This window comes from Microbaculum marinisediminis, assembly GCF_025397915.1.
Lineage (GTDB): Bacteria > Pseudomonadota > Alphaproteobacteria > Rhizobiales > Tepidamorphaceae > Microbaculum > Microbaculum marinisediminis.
In genome coordinates this window covers 137970-159365 of record NZ_JALIDZ010000011.1, presented here as the reverse complement: position 1 = coordinate 159365, position 21396 = coordinate 137970, and the positions used below count along the sequence as shown (strand labels likewise).

General features: G+C 64.4%; 20 protein-coding genes. 2 read left to right on the top strand and 18 right to left on the bottom strand.

Going from position 1 to position 21396, the window contains the following annotated elements; all coding sequences use genetic code 11:
• Positions 1–11: 11 nt before the first annotated feature.
• The 10 genes from MUB46_RS20825 to MUB46_RS20780 all read right to left on the bottom strand — a co-directional run bounded on the left by MUB46_RS20825 (position 12) and on the right by MUB46_RS20780 (position 9842).
• Positions 12–719, bottom strand: a complete 708-nt coding sequence (locus tag MUB46_RS20825) for an ABC transporter ATP-binding protein (protein ID WP_261617897.1) — start codon at positions 717–719, stop codon at positions 12–14.
• Positions 712–1491, bottom strand: a complete 780-nt coding sequence (locus MUB46_RS20820) for an ABC transporter ATP-binding protein (protein ID WP_261617896.1) — start codon at positions 1489–1491, stop codon at positions 712–714. Before MUB46_RS20820 ends, MUB46_RS20825 begins: the two co-directional genes overlap by 8 nt.
• Positions 1488–2456: a branched-chain amino acid ABC transporter permease gene (locus tag MUB46_RS20815; protein ID WP_261617895.1), complete on the bottom strand. Its 969-nt coding sequence runs from the start codon at positions 2454–2456 to the stop codon at positions 1488–1490. Before MUB46_RS20815 ends, MUB46_RS20820 begins: the two co-directional genes overlap by 4 nt.
• Before the next feature lie 2 nt (positions 2457–2458).
• A complete protein-coding gene (locus MUB46_RS20810; RefSeq protein ID WP_261617894.1) occupies positions 2459–3334 on the bottom strand; it encodes a branched-chain amino acid ABC transporter permease in 876 nt (291 codons plus the stop codon).
• 69 nt (positions 3335–3403) lie between these two features.
• Positions 3404–4534: an ABC transporter substrate-binding protein gene (locus MUB46_RS20805; protein WP_261617893.1), complete on the bottom strand. Its 1131-nt coding sequence runs from the start codon at positions 4532–4534 to the stop codon at positions 3404–3406.
• A 48-nt stretch (positions 4535–4582) separates the two neighbouring features.
• The gene (locus MUB46_RS20800; RefSeq protein WP_261617892.1) at positions 4583–5446 is read right to left on the bottom strand and encodes an isocitrate lyase/PEP mutase family protein; all 864 of its coding nucleotides are present in this window, start codon (positions 5444–5446) and stop codon (positions 4583–4585) included.
• A 25-nt stretch (positions 5447–5471) separates the two neighbouring features.
• Complete coding sequence (locus MUB46_RS20795; RefSeq protein WP_261617891.1) at positions 5472–5981, bottom strand: LeuD/DmdB family oxidoreductase small subunit; 510 nt, start codon at positions 5979–5981, stop codon at positions 5472–5474.
• 8 nt (positions 5982–5989) lie between these two features.
• Positions 5990–7246 carry a 3-isopropylmalate dehydratase large subunit gene (locus MUB46_RS20790; RefSeq protein WP_261617890.1) on the bottom strand — a complete coding sequence of 419 codons (1257 nt, stop codon included), beginning with the start codon at positions 7244–7246 and terminating at the stop codon, positions 5990–5992.
• A 52-nt stretch (positions 7247–7298) separates the two neighbouring features.
• On the bottom strand, positions 7299–8906 hold the full coding sequence (locus tag MUB46_RS20785) for an FAD-binding oxidoreductase (protein ID WP_261617889.1): 1608 nt from the start codon (positions 8904–8906) through the stop codon (positions 7299–7301).
• An 18-nt stretch (positions 8907–8924) separates the two neighbouring features.
• Complete coding sequence (locus tag MUB46_RS20780) at positions 8925–9842, bottom strand: MBL fold metallo-hydrolase (protein ID WP_261617888.1); 918 nt, start codon at positions 9840–9842, stop codon at positions 8925–8927.
• Positions 9843–9947: 105 nt separating this feature from the next.
• Here MUB46_RS20780 and MUB46_RS20775 point away from each other — a divergent pair, with 105 nt between their 5' ends.
• Together MUB46_RS20775 and MUB46_RS20770 are read left to right on the top strand one after the other, a co-directional pair.
• Complete coding sequence (locus tag MUB46_RS20775; protein ID WP_261617887.1) at positions 9948–10847, top strand: IclR family transcriptional regulator; 900 nt, start codon at positions 9948–9950, stop codon at positions 10845–10847.
• A gap of 66 nt (positions 10848–10913) precedes the next feature.
• Positions 10914–11621: an IS6 family transposase gene (locus MUB46_RS20770; protein ID WP_261617886.1), complete on the top strand. Its 708-nt coding sequence runs from the start codon at positions 10914–10916 to the stop codon at positions 11619–11621.
• 164 nt (positions 11622–11785) lie between these two features.
• On the opposite strand, the gene MUB46_RS20765 is transcribed toward MUB46_RS20770, so the two are convergent.
• The 8 genes from MUB46_RS20765 to MUB46_RS20730 form a co-directional block, all read right to left on the bottom strand.
• Positions 11786–13069 (bottom strand): hypothetical protein, encoded by a 1284-nt coding sequence (locus MUB46_RS20765; protein ID WP_261617885.1) that lies wholly within the window; start codon positions 13067–13069, stop codon positions 11786–11788.
• On the bottom strand, positions 13066–14601 hold the full coding sequence (locus MUB46_RS20760; protein WP_261617884.1) for a VWA domain-containing protein: 1536 nt from the start codon (positions 14599–14601) through the stop codon (positions 13066–13068). The genes MUB46_RS20765 and MUB46_RS20760 overlap by 4 nt, the downstream gene beginning before the upstream one ends.
• Positions 14598–15578, bottom strand: a complete 981-nt coding sequence (locus MUB46_RS20755; protein WP_261617883.1) for a VWA domain-containing protein — start codon at positions 15576–15578, stop codon at positions 14598–14600. The genes MUB46_RS20760 and MUB46_RS20755 overlap by 4 nt, the downstream gene beginning before the upstream one ends.
• The gene (locus MUB46_RS20750; RefSeq protein WP_261617882.1) at positions 15578–16078 is read right to left on the bottom strand and encodes a DUF4381 domain-containing protein; all 501 of its coding nucleotides are present in this window, start codon (positions 16076–16078) and stop codon (positions 15578–15580) included. The genes MUB46_RS20755 and MUB46_RS20750 overlap by 1 nt, the downstream gene beginning before the upstream one ends.
• Positions 16075–17055, bottom strand: coding sequence for a DUF58 domain-containing protein (locus MUB46_RS20745; protein WP_261617881.1), 981 nt, complete (start codon positions 17053–17055; stop codon positions 16075–16077). Before MUB46_RS20745 ends, MUB46_RS20750 begins: the two co-directional genes overlap by 4 nt.
• Positions 17056–17063: 8 nt before the next feature.
• Positions 17064–18059, bottom strand: a complete 996-nt coding sequence (locus MUB46_RS20740) for an AAA family ATPase (RefSeq protein WP_261617880.1) — start codon at positions 18057–18059, stop codon at positions 17064–17066.
• 83 nt (positions 18060–18142) lie between these two features.
• Positions 18143–19735, bottom strand: coding sequence for an arylsulfatase (locus tag MUB46_RS20735; RefSeq protein WP_261617925.1), 1593 nt, complete (start codon positions 19733–19735; stop codon positions 18143–18145).
• Positions 19736–20454: 719 nt separating this feature from the next.
• Positions 20455–21396 (bottom strand): phosphotransferase, encoded by a 942-nt coding sequence (locus MUB46_RS20730; RefSeq protein WP_261617879.1) that lies wholly within the window; start codon positions 21394–21396, stop codon positions 20455–20457.

The window sequence follows — 21396 nt, the reverse complement described above, 5'->3', positions numbered from 1 at the left end:
CGCTTCGAGCCTTATGCGCCGAGATAGGCGGCCTTGACGCGCGGATCCTCGAGCAGCGCGTCGGCCCGGTCCTCGAGGACGACGCGGCCGGTTTCCAGGACGTAGCCGCGCTGGGCGAGGCGAAGGGCGAGATCGACCCGCTGCTCGACGAGCAGGATGCTGATCCCGGTTTCGTGTAGGTTGCGGATGGCGTCGGCGAGCTGGTCGACCATGACGGGCGCGAGACCGAGCGAGGGCTCGTCCAGCATCAGGCAACGCGGGTTGGCCATCAGGCCGCGGGCGATCGCCAGCATCTGCTGCTGTCCACCGGACAGCGTGCCGGCCTTCTGGTCCCGCCGCTCCAGGAGGATCGGGAACATCTCGTGGATCCAGTCGACGCGCTCCGAATAGCTGCGGCCACCCTCGCGTGCCCGTATCGCGCCGAGCTCGATGTGCTCCGTGACGCTCATCTCGGGAAACAGGAGCCGGCCTTCGGGCACCTGGACGACGCCGTGGGCGATGATCTCGTGAGGCTGCATCGTGTCGATGCGCTCGCCGTCGAAGACGATCGATCCGGAGACGGGCCGCAGCAATCCCGAGATGGATTTCAACGTGGTCGTCTTGCCCGCGCCGTTGGAGCCGACAAGCGTGACCACCTCTCCTTCGCCGACCGACAGCGACAGGCCATGGATCACTTCGCGGCGCCCGTAACGCACCACAATGTCCTTGATCTCAAGCACTGACCGCCTCCCGACCGAGATAGACCCGGATGACGTCCGGATTGTTGACGACCTCCGAAGGAGCGCCCTCGGCGATCTTGATTCCGTGGTCGATGACGACAACGCGATCGCAGACGCCCATGACGACCCGCATGTGATGCTCGACGAGCAGAATGCTGACGCCCCGGTCGCGGATTTTCTTGATCATGCCGACCAGGCGCTGGCCCTCCTCAGGGTTCATGCCGGCGGCCGGTTCGTCGAGTAGCAGCAGGCGCGGTTCGGCGGCAAGCGCGATGGCGATCTCGAGTCGCCGTTGTTCGCCATAGGAAAGAGCGTCGGCCATGACATGCGCGCGCTTGTCGAGTTCAACGAACCGCAACGCCTCCATCGCCGAGTCGCTCACCGCCGCTTCCTCCGAGCGGTAGGCGGCGCTGCGCATAATCGAGCCGATCCAGCCTGTCGACTTGGTGCGATAGGTCGCTGCCCTGACATTGTCGAAGGCCGACAGCGCCGGGAACAGGCTGGTGATCTGGAAGGTCCGCGTCATGCCGAGGCGCGCCATGTGGTCGGCCCGCATGCCGGTGCAGTCTGTTCCTTCGAAATGCACCGTTCCCGACGTCGGCGGCATAGAGCCGGCGATGACGTTGAAGAACGTCGTCTTGCCGGCGCCGTTCGGACCGATGACGCCGAGGATTTCGCCGCGGTCGACAGTCAGACTGACGTCGCTGACGGCGGTCAGGCCGCCGAACGACTTGGTTAACCCGACTACCTCGAGGATCGGTCTGTCACTCATGACGCGCCTCCTTCCTCGGCGGGCCGGGGCGCGGCTTCGCTTTCGCCGAACCAGCGTTTCCAGAGGCTGACGATGCCGCCCGGCAGGAAGATGACCGAAAGGGTCAGAAGGGCGGCGAAGATGACGAGCCGCATGGGGCCGACGGCGCGCAGCGCCTCCAGCAGGCCCACGTAGATCAGCGCGCCGATAATCGGTCCGGCGATGGTACCGCGGCCGCCGACGATGACCATGATAATAAGAGCCGCCATGTACTGGAGGCTCATCACGTCGGGCGTGACCACGGTAAGATAGTGGGCATAGAGCGCGCCGCCGACGCCGGCGACCGCCGTCGCGACGACGAAGCCGAGGAGCTTCATGCGGAACACGTCGATGCCGAGCGAGGAGGCGAGCGGCGCGTTTTCGCGGGTGGCGATGAACGCTCGTCCGGTGCGGCTCGACATCAGCGCGTAGCAGGCGTAGGCGAAGGCCACCACGAAGAACAGCGTGACGTAGTAGTAGCCGCGCGCGCCGGTTAGGGCCAGGAAGTCGCCACTGACGCTAAGCGGCTGGATGTTGGAGATGCCCATCGGCCCGCGGGTCAGGTCCACCCAGTAGTTGGTGATCGTGTAGATGATCGAACCGAAGCCGAGTGTCAGGATCGCGAACTGCGGCCCGACGATCCTCAATGCCACGTAGCCGATCGCGAAGCCGAACGCCCCCGCGATGACCGCGGCGAGGATCAGCTCGACGACTCCGGGCAGTCCGGTGTGCATGCCCAGGATCGCGGCGACGTAGGCGCCGATGCCGAAGAAGGCCGCGTGGCCGAAGCTCAGCTCGCCGATGTAGCCGATGATGACGTTGAGGCTCAGCGCCAGCAGCGAGAACAGCATCCACAGGACCAACAGGTGATGGAAGTAGGTGTTTGTCGTCAGAAGCGGCAGGACGATAGCGACCGCCACCGCGACAAGAGGAAAGTAGCGTCCCACGATCAGGCCCTCCGCGCGGTGCCGAACAGGCCCTGGGGGCGCCACAGCAGGACGCCGATGATGATCGCGTAGCCGATCGCCTGCGCGAAGCCGAGGGAGATATAGCCGCCGGCGAGCGACTCGACGACGCCGAGCAGCAGGCCGCCGATCAGCGCACCCGGGATTGACCCGAGGCCGCCGAGAATGACGACGATGAAGCCCTTCAGCACCGCCCAGCTGCCGACCGTCGGGAAGATCATCGCGGTCGGACCGACCAGCGCGCCCGCCAGGGCGGCGAGCCCGCACGCCAGAACGAACGTCACGGTGTAGACGAAGCGTATGTTGACGCCGGTGAGGGCCGCACCCTCCGGGTTCTGCGCGGTGGCGCGCATCATCTTACCGACGCGGGTGTGCTTTATGAAAAGGTAGAGCAGCACGAGGACGACGGCGCCCACGCCGAAGATCAGGACGCGCTGCTGGGTGACGACCAGCTGGCCGACCTCGACGACGTTGTCGGCAAAGGGGCTGTTCACATATTTCGGGTCGGCACCGAAAAGCAGCTCGCCGCCGTTGGTCAGCAGCAGGGCGAGGCCAAGGCTCGACAGTAGGACCGTGAACTCGTGCTCGCGTCTCAGGGGCCAGAAGAACAGGCGGTTGGCCAGGATGCCCAGGACGGCGACGCCGAGCGTTGCGACGACGGCGGCCGAGATGTAATCGAGGCCCAGGAGCTTCGCGGCGAAGTAGGTGAAGAACGCACCGAGCATGTAGAATTCGCCGTGCGCGAAATTGATGATGTGCAGCACACCGAAGACCAGGGTGAGGCCGGTCGCGATCAGCACGTAGGTCATGCCGTTCACGAGGCCGTTGGTGAGTTGCTGCGCCAGTACGACGGTGTCCATTTTCTTCTTCCACGCTCCGGCGGGGAGGCCCGCGACCGCAGCCGCGGGCCTGTCTGAACGAAGGCGGGATCAGCCCTTGACGGACGTGATCTTCCCGTCCTTGACTTGGATCAGGTAGATGTTCTGCATCGCCTGACCGATGTCGTCGAAGGTGATCGTACCAAGGAGCGTATCCCACGAGTGACCGCGCAGGGCAGCCGCGATCTTTTCATAGTCGCGGGCGCTGCCGGCTTCGTCGATCGCACCGGCGAGCAGTTCGACCGCCTGGGCGCCGAGCGAGCCGATGAAGGACGGCTCGTTGTCGAACATCTCGTTGTACTGCTCGACCCAGGCCTTGAGCTTCGGATTGTCGCTGTCGGGCGCGAACAGGGAGACGGAGTAGACGCCTTCAAGCGCCGGGCCGGAGAGTTCCACCAGCTTCGGGTTCATGTTGCCCGCAGATGCGATGGTGGTGCCCTTGTAGCCGGTCTGCCTGATCTGGCGGTAGATCGTCGCGCCCTGCGCGGTGTTGATCGCCGACACGTAGATTGCGTCGGGGTTCAGCGCCTTCAGTTTGGTCAGGGCCGTGGTGAAGTCGGTGTCTTCCTTGTTGTAGAACTCGTTGCCGAGCACCTCGATGCCGCAGGCACCGAGCAGCTTCTTGTAGTTCTCAACCTCGAGACGCCCGTAGTCGTCGTTGATGGTGATGAAGGCGATGTTCTTGATGCCCATCTTGTCGCAGATGAACTTCGAGTACGTGTCCGACATCATCACCGACGTCGCGTTGAGCCGGAACAGGAACTTGTGGCCTTCCTTGGTCGTATTGGGATGCTGCGTGCTGGTCATGATGTTGATGATCCGGTCACGCGTCACCTCCTTCATGGTCAGGGCCACGGAGGAGAACCAGCCGCCGACGATCACGTCGACGTCGTCCTGCTCGAGCGCGCGCTTGGCAGCCGACACGCCTTCTTCCGGATTGCCCTTGTCGTCGTACTTGACGAGCTCGAGCTTACGGCCGCCGAGGACGCCGCCGTTGTCGTTGACGATCGCGACCATGGCTTCCATGCCTTCGACGGCAAGCTGGCCGTCGAACGCGCCTGCGCCAGACAGCGGCGCGATCGTGCCGATCCGGACCGGCGCCTTGTCTTCGGCTTGCGCCGTTACCGCGCCGGCCAGAAAAGTGGCGGCGGTCGCCGCCAGAAGCAGTTTACCGAGTTTCATTTGTTTCCTCCTTGGGTACTGGCTGCGATGAGGTTTTAAGGGGGCGCGTCAGCCAGCGCGCAGGTACTTGAGCTGAAGTTCCTCGACCCTCGTGAAGCCGATGAAGTCGATGAATTCCTTGTGGTCGGTGACCTTGTGCGGAAGGTTCCTGGAGCTGCGCGTCCTTGCGAGAACCTCGAGATTTTCCTGCATGGCGCGGGCGGCCGTCATCAACGGCACGAGCGGGAAGGTGGCGATGCCCGCGACTTCCCCGATCTCCTCCGGTGACAGGTCTTGCTCGAGCCAGCCGAGCACCTGGAGGGACAGCGGCACGCCGCAGCCCGCCCGCATCGCACGCAGGCCGTCGATCGAGCTGAAGCACTTGGAGATCGGCTGGATGATGTCGGCGCCGGCCTTCACGTAGGCCTTGCCGCGCTCGATCGCCTCGGCCTCGTCGACCACGTCTGTACGGGCGATGATGAGCATGTTCGGGTCCTGCCGGGCGGCGACGGCGGCCTCGATCTTGGAGATGCCCTCGTCGAGCGGGATCACCTCGACGCCGGCGACGCAGATCGGGCAGCGCTTGGGCGCGACCTGATCCTCGAGGATGACGGCGGACACGCCGGCGCGCTCGAACTCACGAACGGTGCGCATGACGTTGATGGCATTGCCGTAGCCGGTGTCGATGTCGGCGATGACGGGAATGTCGACCGCATTGACCACGTTGCCGGTGACGCTGAGGTTTTCAGACATCGTGTAGAGCTCGGCGTCGGGCTGGCCGAGGAACGAGGCCGCGATGCCGAAACCCGAAGTCAGCAGGGCGTCGAATCCGGCCTCCTGGATGTACTTTGCCGACAAGGCGTCGAAAGCGCCGGCTGCCCAGACCGTCTTCTGGGCGAGTACGCGCGATTTGAAATCAGCGGATCGTGCCATGGTCATCTGTCTCCTGGTCCGGCGATCAGGACGCCGGGGTCTGCTTGAGATAAGGGACGAGGCCGCCGGCCTCGAGCATCTGTGCATCCGCCCTGGCGAGCGGTTCGAACGGCAGTTCGGTGCCCCTGGTCAGGTTGCGGACGACGCCCTCCTGCCAGTCGACCTCGATCCCGTCCCAGCGGCTGACGAGTTCGCGGATGCCCGGGCAGCTTGCCTGGGGGAATCCCATCGAGATCTCACCGCGCCAGTAGCCAGGCGAGAAGGACTCGGCGATGACGCCGGAAATCCCGAGGTGGCGCAGCGCCTTCATCGGCGGATAGTGCGGATGGCCGTAGCCGAAGTTGTGGCCGCCGACGATCAAGTCTCCGGGCATAACCGACTTGGCGAAGTCCGGGTCGTAGGTCTTCATCGCGTAGGATGCGAGCTCGTCGACATCCTGGATCTTGATGTTCTTCACGCCGACGATCTGGTCGACGTCGAAGTCGTCCTCTTCGAAGATAAAGGCAACGCGGCCCCTTAAGTTCTTCAGCGTCATGGCGGCCCTCACAGGTACTTGCGCGGATCGGCGATCCGACCCTCGATCGCCGAGGCCGCCACCGTCGCCGCGTTGCACAGGTAGATTTCCGAGTCGGGGCTGCCCATCCGGCCCTTCACGTTCAGCGTGCCGGTGGATACCGCCCGCTGGCCTTCGGTCATCGTTGCGATGCGGCCGAAGCAGTAGTCGCAGCTCGACGACGAAACGAAGGCGCCTGCTTCGACGAGGGTCGAGACGTAGCCGCGCCGCGCGGCTTCGGCCATGATCTCCTGGCTCGTCGGGATAACGTTCAGCATGAAGCCCGACTTGACCTGGCGGCCTTTCAGGATACGCGCCGCTATCTCCATATCTTCGAGCCTGCCCGAGGCACAGGAGCCGAGATAGCCGTTCTGAACATGCAGTCCGACATACTCGGACAGGTTTCGGGTATTCGCCGGCGTCGGCGGCACGACCACGATCGGCTCGAGATTGGACAGATCGATATCGTGAACCGCTGTATACTCGGCGTCAGGGTCAGAGTAGACCGGCTCGAGTTTCTTGCGGGCACGCGGCAGGGCGTAGTCGAGACGCTGCTTGTCCGGGTTGACGATCGCTGTCAGCGCGCCGGTGAACATGGCAAGGCAGGTAATCGACTGGATGCCCTCGGTCGTCAGGTGTTCCAGGCCGTCGCCGCCAAGCTCCAGGACCTGGAAGCGGCAGGAAGCGGGACCCAAGACGCGCACCATGTGGTGGAACACGTCGCGGGCCATCACGCCGGGCTGCAGCCTGCCGTGCAGGTTGACCCGGACCGTATGCGGCACGCGGATCGAGACCTTCTCGCGCACGAACGCTTCCAGGACGTTGCGGCGCATGCCGATTCCGAGCGTTCCGAAGGTGCCGAGCTGGCTGATGTGACCGTCAAAATGAACGACAAAGGCGCCGGGCGTCGCGTAGCCGACCTCGGCGGCGACCTGATGGCCAATGCCGCGGCGCTCGAACAGTTCGACGCCGTTTTCCGCACACCAGGCGCGTGTGCCCTGATGCAGTTCCTCTTCCTTCGGCGTGGCGACCGGCACCATGTGATCGATGAAGATGCCGAACCGCTCGGGCTCGGCGACCCTGTCGATGCCGAACTCCTCCTTCATCTGCCTGAAGTAGACGTCGGTGTAGCCAGGGAAATCGTAGGCCAGCACGAAATCCGGCTTGGCCATGATCTCGTCGCCCGCCTTGACCGCATCGCGGCCGGCGGCACGCGCGAGGATCTTCTCGGTAATGGTATAGCCCATAGTTTCCTCCTGCGGACGCCCCCCGGATCGGCGCCGTCCGTCTTGGCTTGTGTCAGTCGGTGCGAACGGGTGCCGCCAGTTCCAGCGAACCCGGATTCATCAGGCCCTTCGGGTCGAGCGCCCGCTTAAGGCTCTCCAGCAGGATCCAGGTTTCCGGGGAGAGCACCGACTTGTAGGGATAGTCCCGCGCGACCTGCCAGTTGACGCCGCCGAGGCTGATGTAGAGGTCCTGCGTGGCGTCGCGCAGCTCGACCACCGCTTCGCGCGTGGCAACGTTCGCCGGGCGGTCGATCCACTTCCTGACCACATCCTCCCCGACGCTCTTGGCGTGAAGCGGCGTGATCTCGTCGTGCCAGTAGAAGGCCGGCTCGATGAAGAACTCGCCGCCCACCGTCAGGAACATCACGGAGTAGACGATCCCGTGACGCTCCATGAAGTCCCTCTTCTCCGCGAAGAAGGCGTCGTTCGCCTCGACGACCTTCTTCCAGTCGCCGAGCGGGAAGACGGCGTGGATCGGCACCCAGCGCTCGCCGTCGAGGCCGAGCATGCCGCGGACCGGGCTGAACGGTTTCGACCGCATCACCTTTGGCACGGTGTTCTCGATCTCGACGCCGTAGGTGTTGCCGATCTCGCGCGCCCGCTTCATCGAGGTCTTCAGCTCGTCTTCGTTGCGGGCTTCGAGAACGAGATGCAGCGTGTATTCGTGCTGCTTCAGGAAGTTCGCGCCGCCGGCGGCGACCGCCGCGGCATCCTTCAGGCCACCGATCAGTGTCTTGCCGGCCTTGGCGACGTTGCCCAACGTCTTCAGCCCGTCCGAAATGCGATTGACGCTGGCTGAATGGGACGCCTTCGTCCGGTCTATTCCGAAGCCCTCGGACACGAGCCGTTCGCGCGCCATGTCCACCTGGGCTGCCGCCAGGTCGATGCTGGTCTTGAAGCCGAAGGACAGGTAACCGACCGACTCGGGCCGGGGCCATAGGCGAAGCGTCGCGGACACCTTCAGGCCCATCGCCCCGTTGTCGCCGAGGAATATACCGGTCATGTCGGGGCCGCCCTCGCGCGTGAACGGCCGGGCATTGGCGCGTCCGCCGGAGCCGGTCGTCACGACCGTTCCGTCCGCGAGCACAACCGTCACGCCGATCACGGATTCGGCGACGGTGGCGTTGAGGGTCGAACCGAAAAACGCGCTGTTCTGGGACAGTGCCCCGCCGACCGTCGCGTTGACGCCGGACAGAGGGCCCCAGTAGCCGGTCCGAAGGCCCGTGCCTTCAAGCGCTTCGTTGAGCTTCGCCCATGTGCAGCCGGCCCCGACCGTGATGTAGAGATCGCCGGTATTGACCTCGATCACGTCGTTCAGCTTGCGGGCGTCGATGACGATCGCCTCCTCCTGCGCCGGCAGGTATCCCTTCGTGTAGGACATGCCACCGCCGCGCGGCACCACGGCGATGCCGCTTTCGGTGGCGATCCGCACCGCCGTCGCCGCATCCACCGCGGAGCCCGGCATCACCACGGCAAGTGGGCGGATTCCCGGCTGCCAGAAGATGTCGTTGGCGTAGTAGGCGCGGGTCGCATCGTCGGCCATGACCGCGTTGCCGAGGGCGTCGGTGAGCGCGTCGATGGCGGGATGTTTCGTGTCCAGGCTGGCGGGAGAGGCTGTCATCGGGTCGTTTCCTGTCGTTCAGGCGGTAGGTTCGACCGGCTCGAAGCGGTAGCCCGCTTCCTGTCCATCGCCGGCGTCGCGGTGCCTGACTCGCCCGGCGTGCGGCGCGCCGAAATGCGCCGGGAAGATCAGCGCCTCGCGCTGGGCGCAGCGCTCCAGCACCTTCGCCCGGGTGATCGGGGCCTGGTCGTTGTTCTCGCAGAGAAAGCAGTTCAGCGTCGGCTGGTAGATCTGCATGGCGCGGTGCATGCAGTCGGCGGTGAAGATCGCCGTGTCGCCGGCGGATTCGACCTGCATGATGAGCTGGCCGGACGTATGGCCCGGCGCCGCGTGGAAGGTGATGCCCGGCATCAGCGCGTCGCCGTCGCTGACCCATTCCACCAGGCCCGCCTCGACGATCGGCTCGATCGAATCCTCGATCACCGGAACGCCTTCGGGCTGGGCCGTGGCGGTCACGCCGCCGGGCTGCCAGTTCTTGTATTCCTCTGCACCGAAAACGTAGCGCGCGTTCGGGAAGGTCGGCACCCAGTGGCCATCCTCGAGCCGTGTGTTCCAGCCCGAATGATCGACGTGCATGTGGGTGTTGACGACGATCGTCACGTCTTCCGGCTTCACCCCGGCCGCTGCCAGATGATCGAGATAGGCGGGGGAATTTAACAGGTGGAACCGCTCGAACTTCGGGTCGGTACGGGGCTTGTCGTTACCGGTCGCGGTGTCGACGAGGACGATCTCGTCGCCGACCCTCATCAGCCACGTGTGGATCGATGCGTAGGTTCGGCCGGTCTCGGGATCGAGCCGGTCCATGTCGCGCAGTTCCGGGAACGCGTCGAAGATCGCCGGATCGTAGTCGGGGAACTGAAGGGATGGCGGATACCCGGGAGAAGAGAACTCCTCCACCCGTTCTACGATCACGTTCCCGATGCGCCAATGGGCCACCTCGCACGTCTCCCGTTATCCCTGATCATGTCTTTCTTGTTGCTCGGGATAGAAGCACGCGTGTAGTGATTATGTCAATCTACAAAATTCATTTCACGATGCGAAATGACCGGCTTGTGCTTTTTTGCGGTAAATGCCGAGCGAATGGTGCACCCTCTGGCGTCGAAACGGCGCCGCGAGCTACACGGACGAGAAGAAGGAGAGCGAGGCGAAATGGGGGTTTCGAGCAAGGGCGCGGCGGCGGGCGCGACGCACGGCATGAATGTCCGGGCGGTCGTGCGGGCGACCGATATACTCAAGACATTCGGACAACGGCCGCTTCAGACCCTTTCGGAGGTCGCGTCGGCCGCGGGCCTCGACAAGGGAACGACCCGGCGCCTGCTGGTGACGTTGATGAATTGCGGTTTCGTGGTGCAGGATCCCGTGAGCCAGCGCTACGGCCTAGGGCGCGCGGTCCGGGCCCTCGCGGTCAACGTCATCGACGACTTCGATCTGCGGTCCATCGCCGTGCCCGTACTGGCTGACATCGCCGCGGAACTGCATCTGACGACGTTCCTGTCCGTCTATCGCGATCATTCGGCGCTGTGTCTTGAACGCCTGCACGACATGCAGGGCATGGAAGTGCGCTGGTGGCCGATTGGCGGAACATTGCCGATCAACAGCGGCGGTGCGCCGAAGCTGCTGCTGGCGTATCAGTCCGACGACGAGATCGATGCGATGCTGTCGCAGCCGCTCGAGACCATGACGCCGGCCGCTACGACCGATCCCGAGGAACTGCGGGCGCATCTGCAGGTGATCCGCGCGCGAGGCTGGGAGTTCGCCGTAGACGACGTATCCCTCGGCCTGGCTGCGCTCGCGGTACCCGTTCTCGACGCCGCCGGCCAAATCGTCTGTGCGCTCTCGATGGCGGGACTAACCCCCCAGATGATCGGCAAGAAGGAGCCGGCCCATCTACGGCGAATGCTCGCCGCCGCGGAAACCGTGCGCCGATCCCTCGGCTGGTAGTGAAGAATGGGCGCTGTCAGAGCAAACTGGCTTGAGCCATCGCCAGCCTGATCGTAGCGTTTTGGGATGAGCAGACCGAACCCATTTCGCTACTTCAAAACCAGCCCCGAGATCATCCGCTTGGCGGTGATGATGTACGTGCGCTTCCCGCTGTCGCTGCGCAATGTCGAGGACCTGCTCCACGAGCGTGGGATCGATGTCAGTCACGAGACGGTGCGGTTCTGGTGGAACCGGTTCGGCCCGATGTTCGCGGCCGAGATCAAGCGCAGGCGGGTCGATCAGATGCGAGCGTTCTCGAACTGGCGGTGGCATGTCGACGAGGTCTTCGTGAAGATCAACGGCGAACGGCACTACCTGTGGCGCGCTGTCGATCATGAGGGAGAGGTGCTCGAGGCCGTCGTCACCAAGCGCCGCAACAAGAAAGCGGCTCTGAAATTCTTCAGGAAACTGATGAAGCGCTATGGCTCGCCGGAGGAAATCGTGACGGATAGGCTTCCGTCGTATCGTGCGGCGCTTCGAGATCTGGCGGCGTCCGATTTGCACGTCACGGGACGCTGGCTGAACAATCGGGTCGAAAATTCCCACCTACCCCTTCGACAAAGGGAGCGGGTGATGCTCCGCTTCCGACGCATGCGAAGCTTGCAGTTGTTCGCCGCCGTCCATTACTCCGTCCACAACCACTTCAACCAGGAACGCAGCCATTCCAGTCGAGACATCTTCAAGCTGAACCGCACCGCCGCACTTGCCGAGTGGTGTCAGCTGGGCGCGGCCTGAGAACAGGCGCGTCGGGCAAACAGAGACTGGTTCGCATTTGTCTGACAGCACCTCGAGATGTTCTACAACCCGAAGCGCAAACATGTCAGGAACGGGATGCTGTCACCCGTCGAGTTCGAACGGCAGCAGAAAATGAGAACCGAGGGCGTCTAGAAAACTCGGGGCTATTCACCCCCCATCAGTTCAGCATCAGGATTCAGTGCTGGCAGGGCTGACGCGCGAGAAGCGACCTTACGGCTTGCGCGACGTGCATCCGGCAGGGCTGCGGCTATCGCTTTCCAGGCGGAGGCCGTGTTGCCGACTTCTTTGGCTCCGTAGCGGGCAGCACCGAGCCAAACGAGCGCATCCTTTAGGGCCGGGTGTCGGCGCGGATCGGGACCGGGCACCTTTTGCGCCCAGTCGTCGAGCGCGGGATAGAGATCGGCGAACCGGCGGCCGGCGACGACGCCACGCAATACAGAATAGGCCCAGCGCTCCGAAGCGAGCCATTCCGCGTAGCGGTCCCGAACCGCCCGGACAAGCGGCGGGACCGCTATCCTCAAGATCCAGGCCAGAACCGCGAACACGAACACCGCGCCGAAACCGATGATGCCGATCGCTCGCCAGTCGAGGGGCTCGCCCCGGCGCGCCGGCGGGGCATCTACCGATACGGCGAAACCGTCCAGCGAAGCCGTTTCCACCTGTTTCGTCCGGAGATTATACCAGCCGAGCGAAACGGGCGGCGCCTCGCCACTGCCGCCGCTCTCGGCCATCAGCGTGACGCGCTCGGTCCGTGTCCCGCCGATCTCGTCGCGGGTTTCCTTCTCGATCACGACCGGTTCGTCGGGATAGGCGGCAAGCCCCTCGATCGCCGTCGCCGGCAGCAACCTGGGAAGAAACATCGGCGAAACGCCGCGCACGGTGGCCGTGACCGTCCGGGTCACGCTGCTGCCGGGCTTCATCGTTTCGGGGTCGCCGTCGATCTCCTGGGTCAGGTCCAGGGCATCGGCGGCGATGAACGGGTTGAGGCCCTCGGTCCCTTCGGGGGTGATCCCCGAAAAGGACAGCGGCTGCGTGGTGAGGTGCGCCGACACCGGTTTGTTGGTTTCCGGATCGGCGTAGGTGACGACGATCTCCTGCGGCGGGATCGCGAACCTGCCGGGCACCATCGGCGAAATCCGGTAGATCCGGGTCACGCCCGCCCAGGTCTCGTCGCCGACCTGCCTGCTGGTCGGATTGGTCGAGCGCTCCGGCAGCCGCACGAGCACATTCGGCATTTCGAGAGCTGGCCAGACGGGCGGCTTCGGCATGTAGGTCGGCACCAGCACCGTCATGCGCAGGCTGAGCATCTGGCCCGGTATTGCCTGTGCCTCGTCGAAGGTGAATTCGAGGACCGGCTTCGCGTCCTGTTGCGCGCCGGCCGGGGCGGCAAGCGTCAGGATGAACAGGAGCGCTACGGCAAGCCTCATTGCGTTGCCTCCTGCGTCTTGGTGTGCGCCGCCTCTATCGCGAAGCGCTGCCGCAGGAAGTCGCCGGTGCGCGTATCGACCGTATTCATCCATTGCTCGGTCGTCATCAGACCGCCGCCCTGGTCCTGGGACGCCTCCATCTGCGTTTCGACGCCGCGATTGGATTCATTATCGAACACGATCTCGTCGGCGCCGATCCCCTGCTCCTCGCCGGTGTCGGACTGTTCGCGAACGCGTTCGACGTAATCCACGATCTCCCTGGAGACCTCGAGGTTCTCGGCGGCATGGGGATAGTCGGGATCGCGGCGGAGTGTCTTCTCGAAGGCGCGCACACCCTCCCGATAGGAGCGCGACTTGATGAAGGCCATGCCCTGAATGAAAGCGGCGTCCGCCGTTTCCAACCGGTCGAGGACGACGATCGCCTCCTCGTACTTGCCGGCGCGGTAAAGCGCGTATCCGCGCCACAGCGGATCGACGAAACGTTCCGCCGCCAGGCCGAAATCCCTGTCGCGGAACGCGAGCCAGCCCTGCTGATCCGGCGTGAGGAACCAGTCGGCCAGACCGTCCGCGCGCGCCGGTCCCGGACCGGCAAGGCCGATCGCGAGCGCCGCCACCGCCGCCCAACGCATTGTCCAGCCGCGGCGGAACCAGATCAGGATGAGGAGCGCGGCGGGCCAGGCGAGCCAATACCCCCTGTCTTCCCAGGGCAGCTCGACGTTTTCCAGCATGGCCTGCCGGTAGGCGGCGTTGAGGGTGCGGTCGATCCTGCGGATATCGGCGTCGTCCGGCGTCACCGGCACGACGGGTGCGGACAGCCGGTCGACCCCCCTGTCATTCACGCCCTCCGGCAGCATCGAGAGGACCGTGAGCGGCGTCGGCGACTCGTTGAGCGCGGCGACGTCCGCGGGGTCGAGCGCGTCGGCGACGAAAAGAACACCGCCGGGAGACTCCTCCTGGGCAAGAAGGTCCCTCGCCAGCCGAAGCGCGTCTGCGGCGCGATCGCCCTCGACCGGCATCACCTCCGGGGTCAGCCCTTCGAGATACGGGTTCATGACGGACGGGTCTTCGGTCATCGGCACCACGATGTGCGCGGTACCGGCATAGGCTACGAGCGCGGTCCGGGCGCCGGCGCGCAGTTTCAGGAGATCGCGGATTTTCTGCTTGCCGCGTTCGAGCCGCGTCGGCGCAACGTCGCTGTCCTCCATCGACGCCGTGACCTTGAGCGCGATGACGACAGGCGCGGACTGCGCGACGAAGGGGTCTGGAACGCGCGACCATGTCGGTCCGGCCGCGCCGATTGCCAGCAACGTGAGGGTCACAGCGGCGCCGTCGATGGCCTTGAGCTTGCGCCGGCTTGCCGCGCCGACAGTGAGCGCGGCGCGCAAGTGCGGGGCGATGCCGTCCGTCGGGACGTCGCGCGCACGGTCCGCCCGCCGCACGCGCCACCACACAACGCCGATTATCGGCACCAGCAGGAGCCACCACGGCCGGATGAAATGGAAGGCGTCCAGAGACACGACGAACGCGTTCATGCCGCAACTCTCCGACGGGAGCCGCAGTGCAGCAACACCACGACACCCAGACCGACGAGCGCGGCGACGGCCAACGGAATGTAGGCAAGCGACCGCCGAGGCCGGTAGGACAGGGTTTCCACCTCGCGCGGCGCCAGTTCGTCGATGCGGTTGTACACTTCGGAGAGCGCCGTTTCGTCCTCCGCGAAGAAGAACGCGCCCCCGGTCCGATTTGCAATCTCCTCCAGCGTCGCGAGGTCGACGCGGTTCTCGCCCGTCGCCTCGGGGTCTCCGACGCCGACGGTGTAGATTTCGACGCCCTTGTCGGCGGCGATCTCGGCCGCGTTGACGGGGCTCATCCGGCTCGACGTATCGCTGCCGTCCGACAGGAGGATCAGCAGCCGCTGGTCGATGTCGCTTGTCTCGAAGGTGCGGATCGAAAGACCGATGGCGTCGCCGAGCGCCGTATGCGGGCCGGCCATACCCACCTCGGTCCGGTTCAGCATGTCGATGATCGTCTCGAGATCCTCGGTCAGCGGCGCCTGTACATAGGCTTTGGAGCCGAAGACGATCAGCGCCATGCGGTCACCCTCCCGGCCTTCCACGAAGGTCCGAACCACTTGGCGCACGGCTTCTAGGCGCTGCTTTCTCTCACCGCCAGGTGCGATGAAATCCCGCGCGTCCATGGAGCCCGAAATGTCGATGGCGAGGACGACGTCGCGCGCGGCCTTGGTGATCTCGATCGGCATCCCCACGCGCTCGGGCCTGGCCAGTGCCAGCACCACGAGGCACCAGCAGACGATCGCGGCGATCATCTGTAACCGGGTGCGCGACAGGATCACCGCGCCCGAGCGCGGTACGGCGTCCACGGCCGAAACGATCTGGCGGAAGAACGGAAAGCGCAACGCGGGTACTCGCTCGCGGCGCGGCGGCACGAGCCACCACACGAGCAGCGGTAGGGGGAGAACCAGGAACGCGAGGGGAAATCCGAAAGACATCACGGACCCGCCTTCGCCGCCGTGACGCGGTGCCGCCGGATCCAATGGCCGGCGAGCGTGCTCAGGCCGTTCGCGGGTACGCCCGGCGCGGGCCGATAGGGCGCGCTCAGGATCGCTTTTCCCGGCCCTTCCGAGAAACGACCGTCGCCCCCTGTCCGGTCCAGGAAGGCGAGCCACGCTTCGCCGGTCAGGCTCGCGACCTCTTCGCGTGGCCATGCCGCAAGCGCGGCGCGCCGCAGAATCGCAGCGATCGCGGCGGGATCGTCGCCGGCCGTTCCGAGTTCGGCGAGCGCGGCGCGCCGGTACGCGTTCGCTTTCCGATGGCAGACAGCGACGTAGACCGCCCAGGCGATCAGGAACAGCAGAAGTGCGGCCAGCACCAGCCATCCGGCCGTCTGCGGCATCATGGGAATCGGAGGGGGCTGCGGCGGCTCGGTCAGGCGCTTGAGCAGATCGATCAGGCCGACGGGGTCCGAGGGGACTTGGGCGCCGTCGTTCATGCCGAGCTGAGCCCCATCAACCGCCGCATCTGCGGCAGCGTCTCCTCGGCGGCGGAAAGTGGCAACACCGGAATGCCAAGCCGTCGCTGCCAGTCGAGGATCTCGGCGAGCCGGCCGCGCGCCATGTCGCGCAAGTCGCGGTGCCGCGTGCGATCGGCCGTATCGATCTCGGCCTGGAGCACACCATCCGAGACGACGAGCTTCAGCCCTTCCGGCATGTCCTCGGCGAAGGGATCGGTCACGAGACCGAGGACGAGGTCGTTGCGTCGGGACAACCCGGACACCAGACGGAACGTCTCCTCGTCGATCTCGTCGAAATCGCTGAGCACGATGACAAGATGATTGCGTGGCGCAATGCGTGCGACGGCGCGCAGGACGCGGGTCAGCGATATGGGCTGGACGGGCGGGGCGTCGGACCTAAGGAGCTGGTTGGCATCGGCCAGTGCCGCCAGAAAACAGTTCAGCGCCCTGCGATTGCGCTGCGGCCTGATTTCGGCGATGCGATCGTCGCCGAAGACGATGCCGCCGACGCGGTCGTCCTGGTCCAGGATGCGGAACGCGGCGAGTGCCGCCGCCTCCGCCGCCGTGACCGACTTCATGTTCAGCACCGATCCGAAAAACATAGACATTCGCTGATCGACGACGATTAGCGTCGGCCGGTCGCGTTCCTCGGTGAAGACGCGCACGTGCGGCGTTCCGGTGCGCGCCGTCACCTTCCAGTCGATCGAGCGGATATCGTCGCCGGGCAGGTAGTCGCGCAGCTCCTCGAAGTTCAGGCCGCGCCCGCGCAACCGCGAAGCATGCCTTCCATTGAGGATCGAGCGTGCCGGCTGGCGCGGCAGGAACGTGAGACGACGCGCGCGGCCCTCGAGCGCTCTGAGATGGTCGAGCGTGATGTGTATGCGCGGGTCCTCGGCGCTGGAAGGCAGAGGTCCGGGAAGAGTGCCGGTCCGAATCCGTGCCGCCGTGTCGCGCATCGCATTCCCTATGGCAGCGCCACCTGCCTGATGATCTCGGCCACCACGATGTCGGCCGACACGCCCTCGCCCTGCGCCTCGTAGGTAAGGCCGAGGCGGTGGCGCAGCACATCCGGCGCGATCGCCCGGACGTCCTCCGGGTCGACATAGTCGCGGCCCTGCAGCCAGGCATGGGTTCGCCCGCACTTGTCGAGACCCAGGCTGGCACGCGGGCTGGCGCCGATCTCGATCCAGCGCGCCAGATCCGGACCGAAGGCGGAAGGAGACCGGGTCGCGTAGACGAGGTCGGCCATGTAGCGCGCCATCTGTTCAGAGACGTGAATCGCGCCGATCTCGCGCCGCGCCGCGAACACGGCTTCCTGCGGGATCGGTGCCGCGGCCTGTTTCTTTCCGCCGCTATCGCCCGTGGTCTGGGAACTGGCGGCGATCTCCTCGCCGCGCACCAACTCGATGACCTGTACCTCGTCCTCGACCGGCGGATAGGTGATGTTCACATGCATGAGAAAACGATCGAGCTGCGCCTCGGGCAAGGGATAGGTACCTTCCTGCTCGATCGGATTCTGCGTCGCCATGACCATGAAGAGCGGCGCCATCTCGTGAGTCTTTCCCGCGACCGTTACCTGGCGCTCTTCCATCGCCTCGAGAAGGGCGGCCTGCACCTTGGCAGGCGCCCGGTTTATCTCGTCGGCCAAAACGATGTTGGCGAAGATCGGACCGGTCTCGAACCGGAATTCGCCGCTGCCCTCGGCCTGGTAGTAGACTTCAGTACCGGTGATGTCAGAGGGCAGCAGGTCCGGGGTGAACTGGATGCGGCTGAAGTCGCATTTCAGGTTTTTCGCGAGCGCCTTGATGGCCCGTGTCTTGGCGAGGCCAGGCAGTCCCTCGACCAGCAGGTTGCCGTTGGCCAGCAGCCCGATCACCAGCCGATCGATTACCTCGCGCTGACCGATGATCGCATCGCCCATGCGTGCCTGGAGCGCGCCGATCTGGTCGCGTGTCGACATTAGTTTCGAGTTACCCCCCGGTTGCGCCGCCGCTTCGCAGACGAGGCCGCCCCGCGTGGTCCGGGGCGGCCTGATCTAGGTTGTTACTGGTTCCCCGGAGAACCTGCGGTAAGTTCATCCATCACGTTCTGGAGGTTGAAACTCCCGGGCTTCTGGCGCGGCGGGAATTCCTTGAAGCTCTGCAGCCATCTTCCGACATAAGCCGAGGCCGGAGCAATCGCGAACATGTGGTCTACCCACCAGCGCTGATAGCCCATTGCGTCCTCGGACTCGGCGCGTTCGAACGGATCCATGCGAAGATTTGTCAGCGAGGGGGCCCGTAGGACTTCGAACGGTGTCGTCCAGACCTTGTAGCCCTCGGCATTCTGCCGCATGAAAGTCACCTTCCAATCGTCATAGCGCAACGCTGCGACATCTCCGTCATCGGTCCAGTAGATGAAGTCGTGGCGCGGCCATTCCGCCTCACCCTTGAGGGCCGGCAGCAGGTTGTAGCCGTCGAGATGCACATGGTACTCGCGCCCGATCGCCTGCACGCCGCCTTCGAGCAGCTGCTCTTTGATGTCAGGCTCGCCGGCTCCCGCCAGCAACGTCGGTAGCATGTCTTCGTGGGCGGCCATGTCATTGATCACCGTGCCGGGCTTGATCACGCCGGGCCAGCGGATCATCGTCGGTACACGGAAGCCGCCTTCCCATTGGGTGTTCTTTTCGCCGTGGAACATGGTCGTTCCACCATCGGGCCAGGTGAAGGTCTCGGCGCCGTTATCGGTGGAATACATCACGATGGTGTTGTCGGCGATGCCTAGCTCTTCGAGCTTGTCGAGCAGCTGACCGACATCGGCGTCGTGCTGGGCCATGCCGTCTGCATAGATGCCGAAGCCGGTCTTTCCATCCCATTCAGGCGGCAGGTGCGTGAAGATGTGCATGCGAGTGGAGTTCCACCACACGAAGAACGGCTTGCCCTGGTCATGGGCACGCTGGATGAAGTCGAGCGCCGCCGCCGTTGTCTCCTCGTCCACCGTTTCCATGCGCTTGCGCGTCAGCGGCCCGGTGTCCTCGATCTGGCCATCAGCGGTGGAGTGGATCACACCGCGCGGGCCGAACTTTTCGCGAAATGCCGGATCCTTCGGATAGTCGGGATTCTCCGGCTCCTCCTCGGCGTTGAGATGATATAGGTTGCCGAAGAACTCATCGAAGCCGTGGTTCGTCGGCAGCATTTCGTCTCGATCGCCTAGGTGATTCTTGCCGAATTGCCCGGTGGCATAGCCGAGCGGCTTCAGAAGGCCCGCTATAGTGGGATCCTCGACCATCATTCCCTCCGGCGCGCCCGGCAGGCCGACCTTCGTCAGTCCGGTGCGGATCGGAGATTGGCCGGTGACGAAGGCCGCGCGCCCGGCGGTGCAGCTCTGCTGGCCATACCAGTCGGTAAAGAGCGCGCCTTCGGCCGCAATGCGGTCGATGTTAGGTGTTCGATACCCCATCATCCCGTGATTGTATGCGCTGGTGTTGAACTGGCCGATATCATCACCCCAGATCACCAGGATGTTGGGTTTTTGATCCTGCGCGACCGCATCGGTCGCAAAGGGGAGTGCAATCGAGGTAGCAAGTAGTGCTGACAACACGAGCGCCGAACCGAAGCCGGCACGGGCGATGATGGTTTGAACCCGCAGGAAACTCATTGTCTTGACCTCCAACGTTTTTTCCTTCCTGGATGACTATAATAGCCACTCCTTGCGCTGTCTGAATAATTCCAAGTTTTCTAGACGCTTGAATAGCCCGCCTTCCAACTGAGCAGATACACTCTACGGGGGGGGTGGCCGAGGCGTCTTGAGTCGAAGGCTTATATTCGCTGATACGTCAGCTCCATACCCTGATACACCGTAGACCGTTCCCTGTTCCAAGGAACAGGGAATTACATCCTAACATATTGGAAATTTGAGCTTCTAACGCCCTATGCCCCACCAAAAATTGGCTTATTTGCGAGAATACCCTGTAGATTCCCGCAGATCAGGGAAAATGCGCCCGAGACAAGTTCGCTGAGGACTGACCTCTCCGCCAACTTACTTTTTATCTTTTTGAATCATATTCGGTTTTGTGGAGGCGTTGTCGTCTGCCCCACTTTGTGCGCCTACTCGCGATCGCTGGTAGGCGGGGTGCGATGCGCCGTTGGTTCCCACGAGTCGATGAGCGCGTGGATGGGCGTGAAGGCCGCGAAAGCTTCTTCTTCCAGGCGTAAACGAATGCTGGCCGACACCCGGACGCTTCGAAACCTCCGCAATCGGTTAGCCCCGCTCGGCGATCTGCGCCACCGCGACCCGCGTGACCTCGTCGCTTGCGGCAATGCCGAACACGAACCGTTCCGCGCTTTCGGCAATCCGCTGCTGCTTTCAGCCGGCTTTCAGACGCGCTTCAGATGCGCGGCCCAGTCCGGCGCGTTCATGATGCTGCGCAGGCGCATGAGCTTCCACTGGCCATACTTGAAATAGTCGAAATCCAGTTTGGAGACGCGCTGCTGGACAAAGGACCACAATGACCATTTGACGTCCGCCAGCGCCTTGTGAACGGTGATCCGCGACACGTCCGACTGCCGCACCGTGCCGAAATAGGCCTCTATCAGTTCGAACTCCTGTTCGGGCGTGAAGAACATTTCGCCGAACCAGATGCCGAGATCGTAGCAGCGGTCGTTCATGGATGCGTATTCGAAGTCGATCAGCATGATCGAGCCATCGTCGCCGAGCATGAAATTGCCCGCCATGGGGTCGTTGAAGCATGGTGTCATGTCGAGCCCGGACGCTTCGAGCGCCTGGCGAGCGAGCCGATACTGGCGATAGAGCCAGTCATAGTCGGGCGGCAGCCAGCCATTCAGGTCTTCGATCTGGGCGGCATGTTCCTCGATCATGTCGAAAACCGTCTTGGTCAGCGTCAGCGCCTCGATGCCGTGAAGCGTGCGATAGGCTTGTATCGCGGCGGCGCGCCGTTCCGGGACGGCGAAGTCGCTGTTGGTGCAGGGGCGGCGATCGGGGATGAAATCGTTGATCTCGATGCTGTCATCGAACAGGTCGTCATAGACGCGCGGCCCTATGCCCGCAGACGCCGCCTTCCGGCTGGCGTCGAAGGCGGCGCGCCGGTCGATGAACATCTCGGTGCCCGCCCCCGGGATCTTGACGAAATAGCTCTGCTCCTGCCCGTCCACGAAAACGCGGAAGTTGGAATTGCTGATCCCGCCGTGAACCGGCGCATAGCTGAGGTCGCGCCCCGCGAAAATTTCCGCTTTCGACAACGCGGCTTCCAGCGTGCGCTCCAGGTCGGTGGCCGCCTCGCCCAAGGATTTGAGGATCAT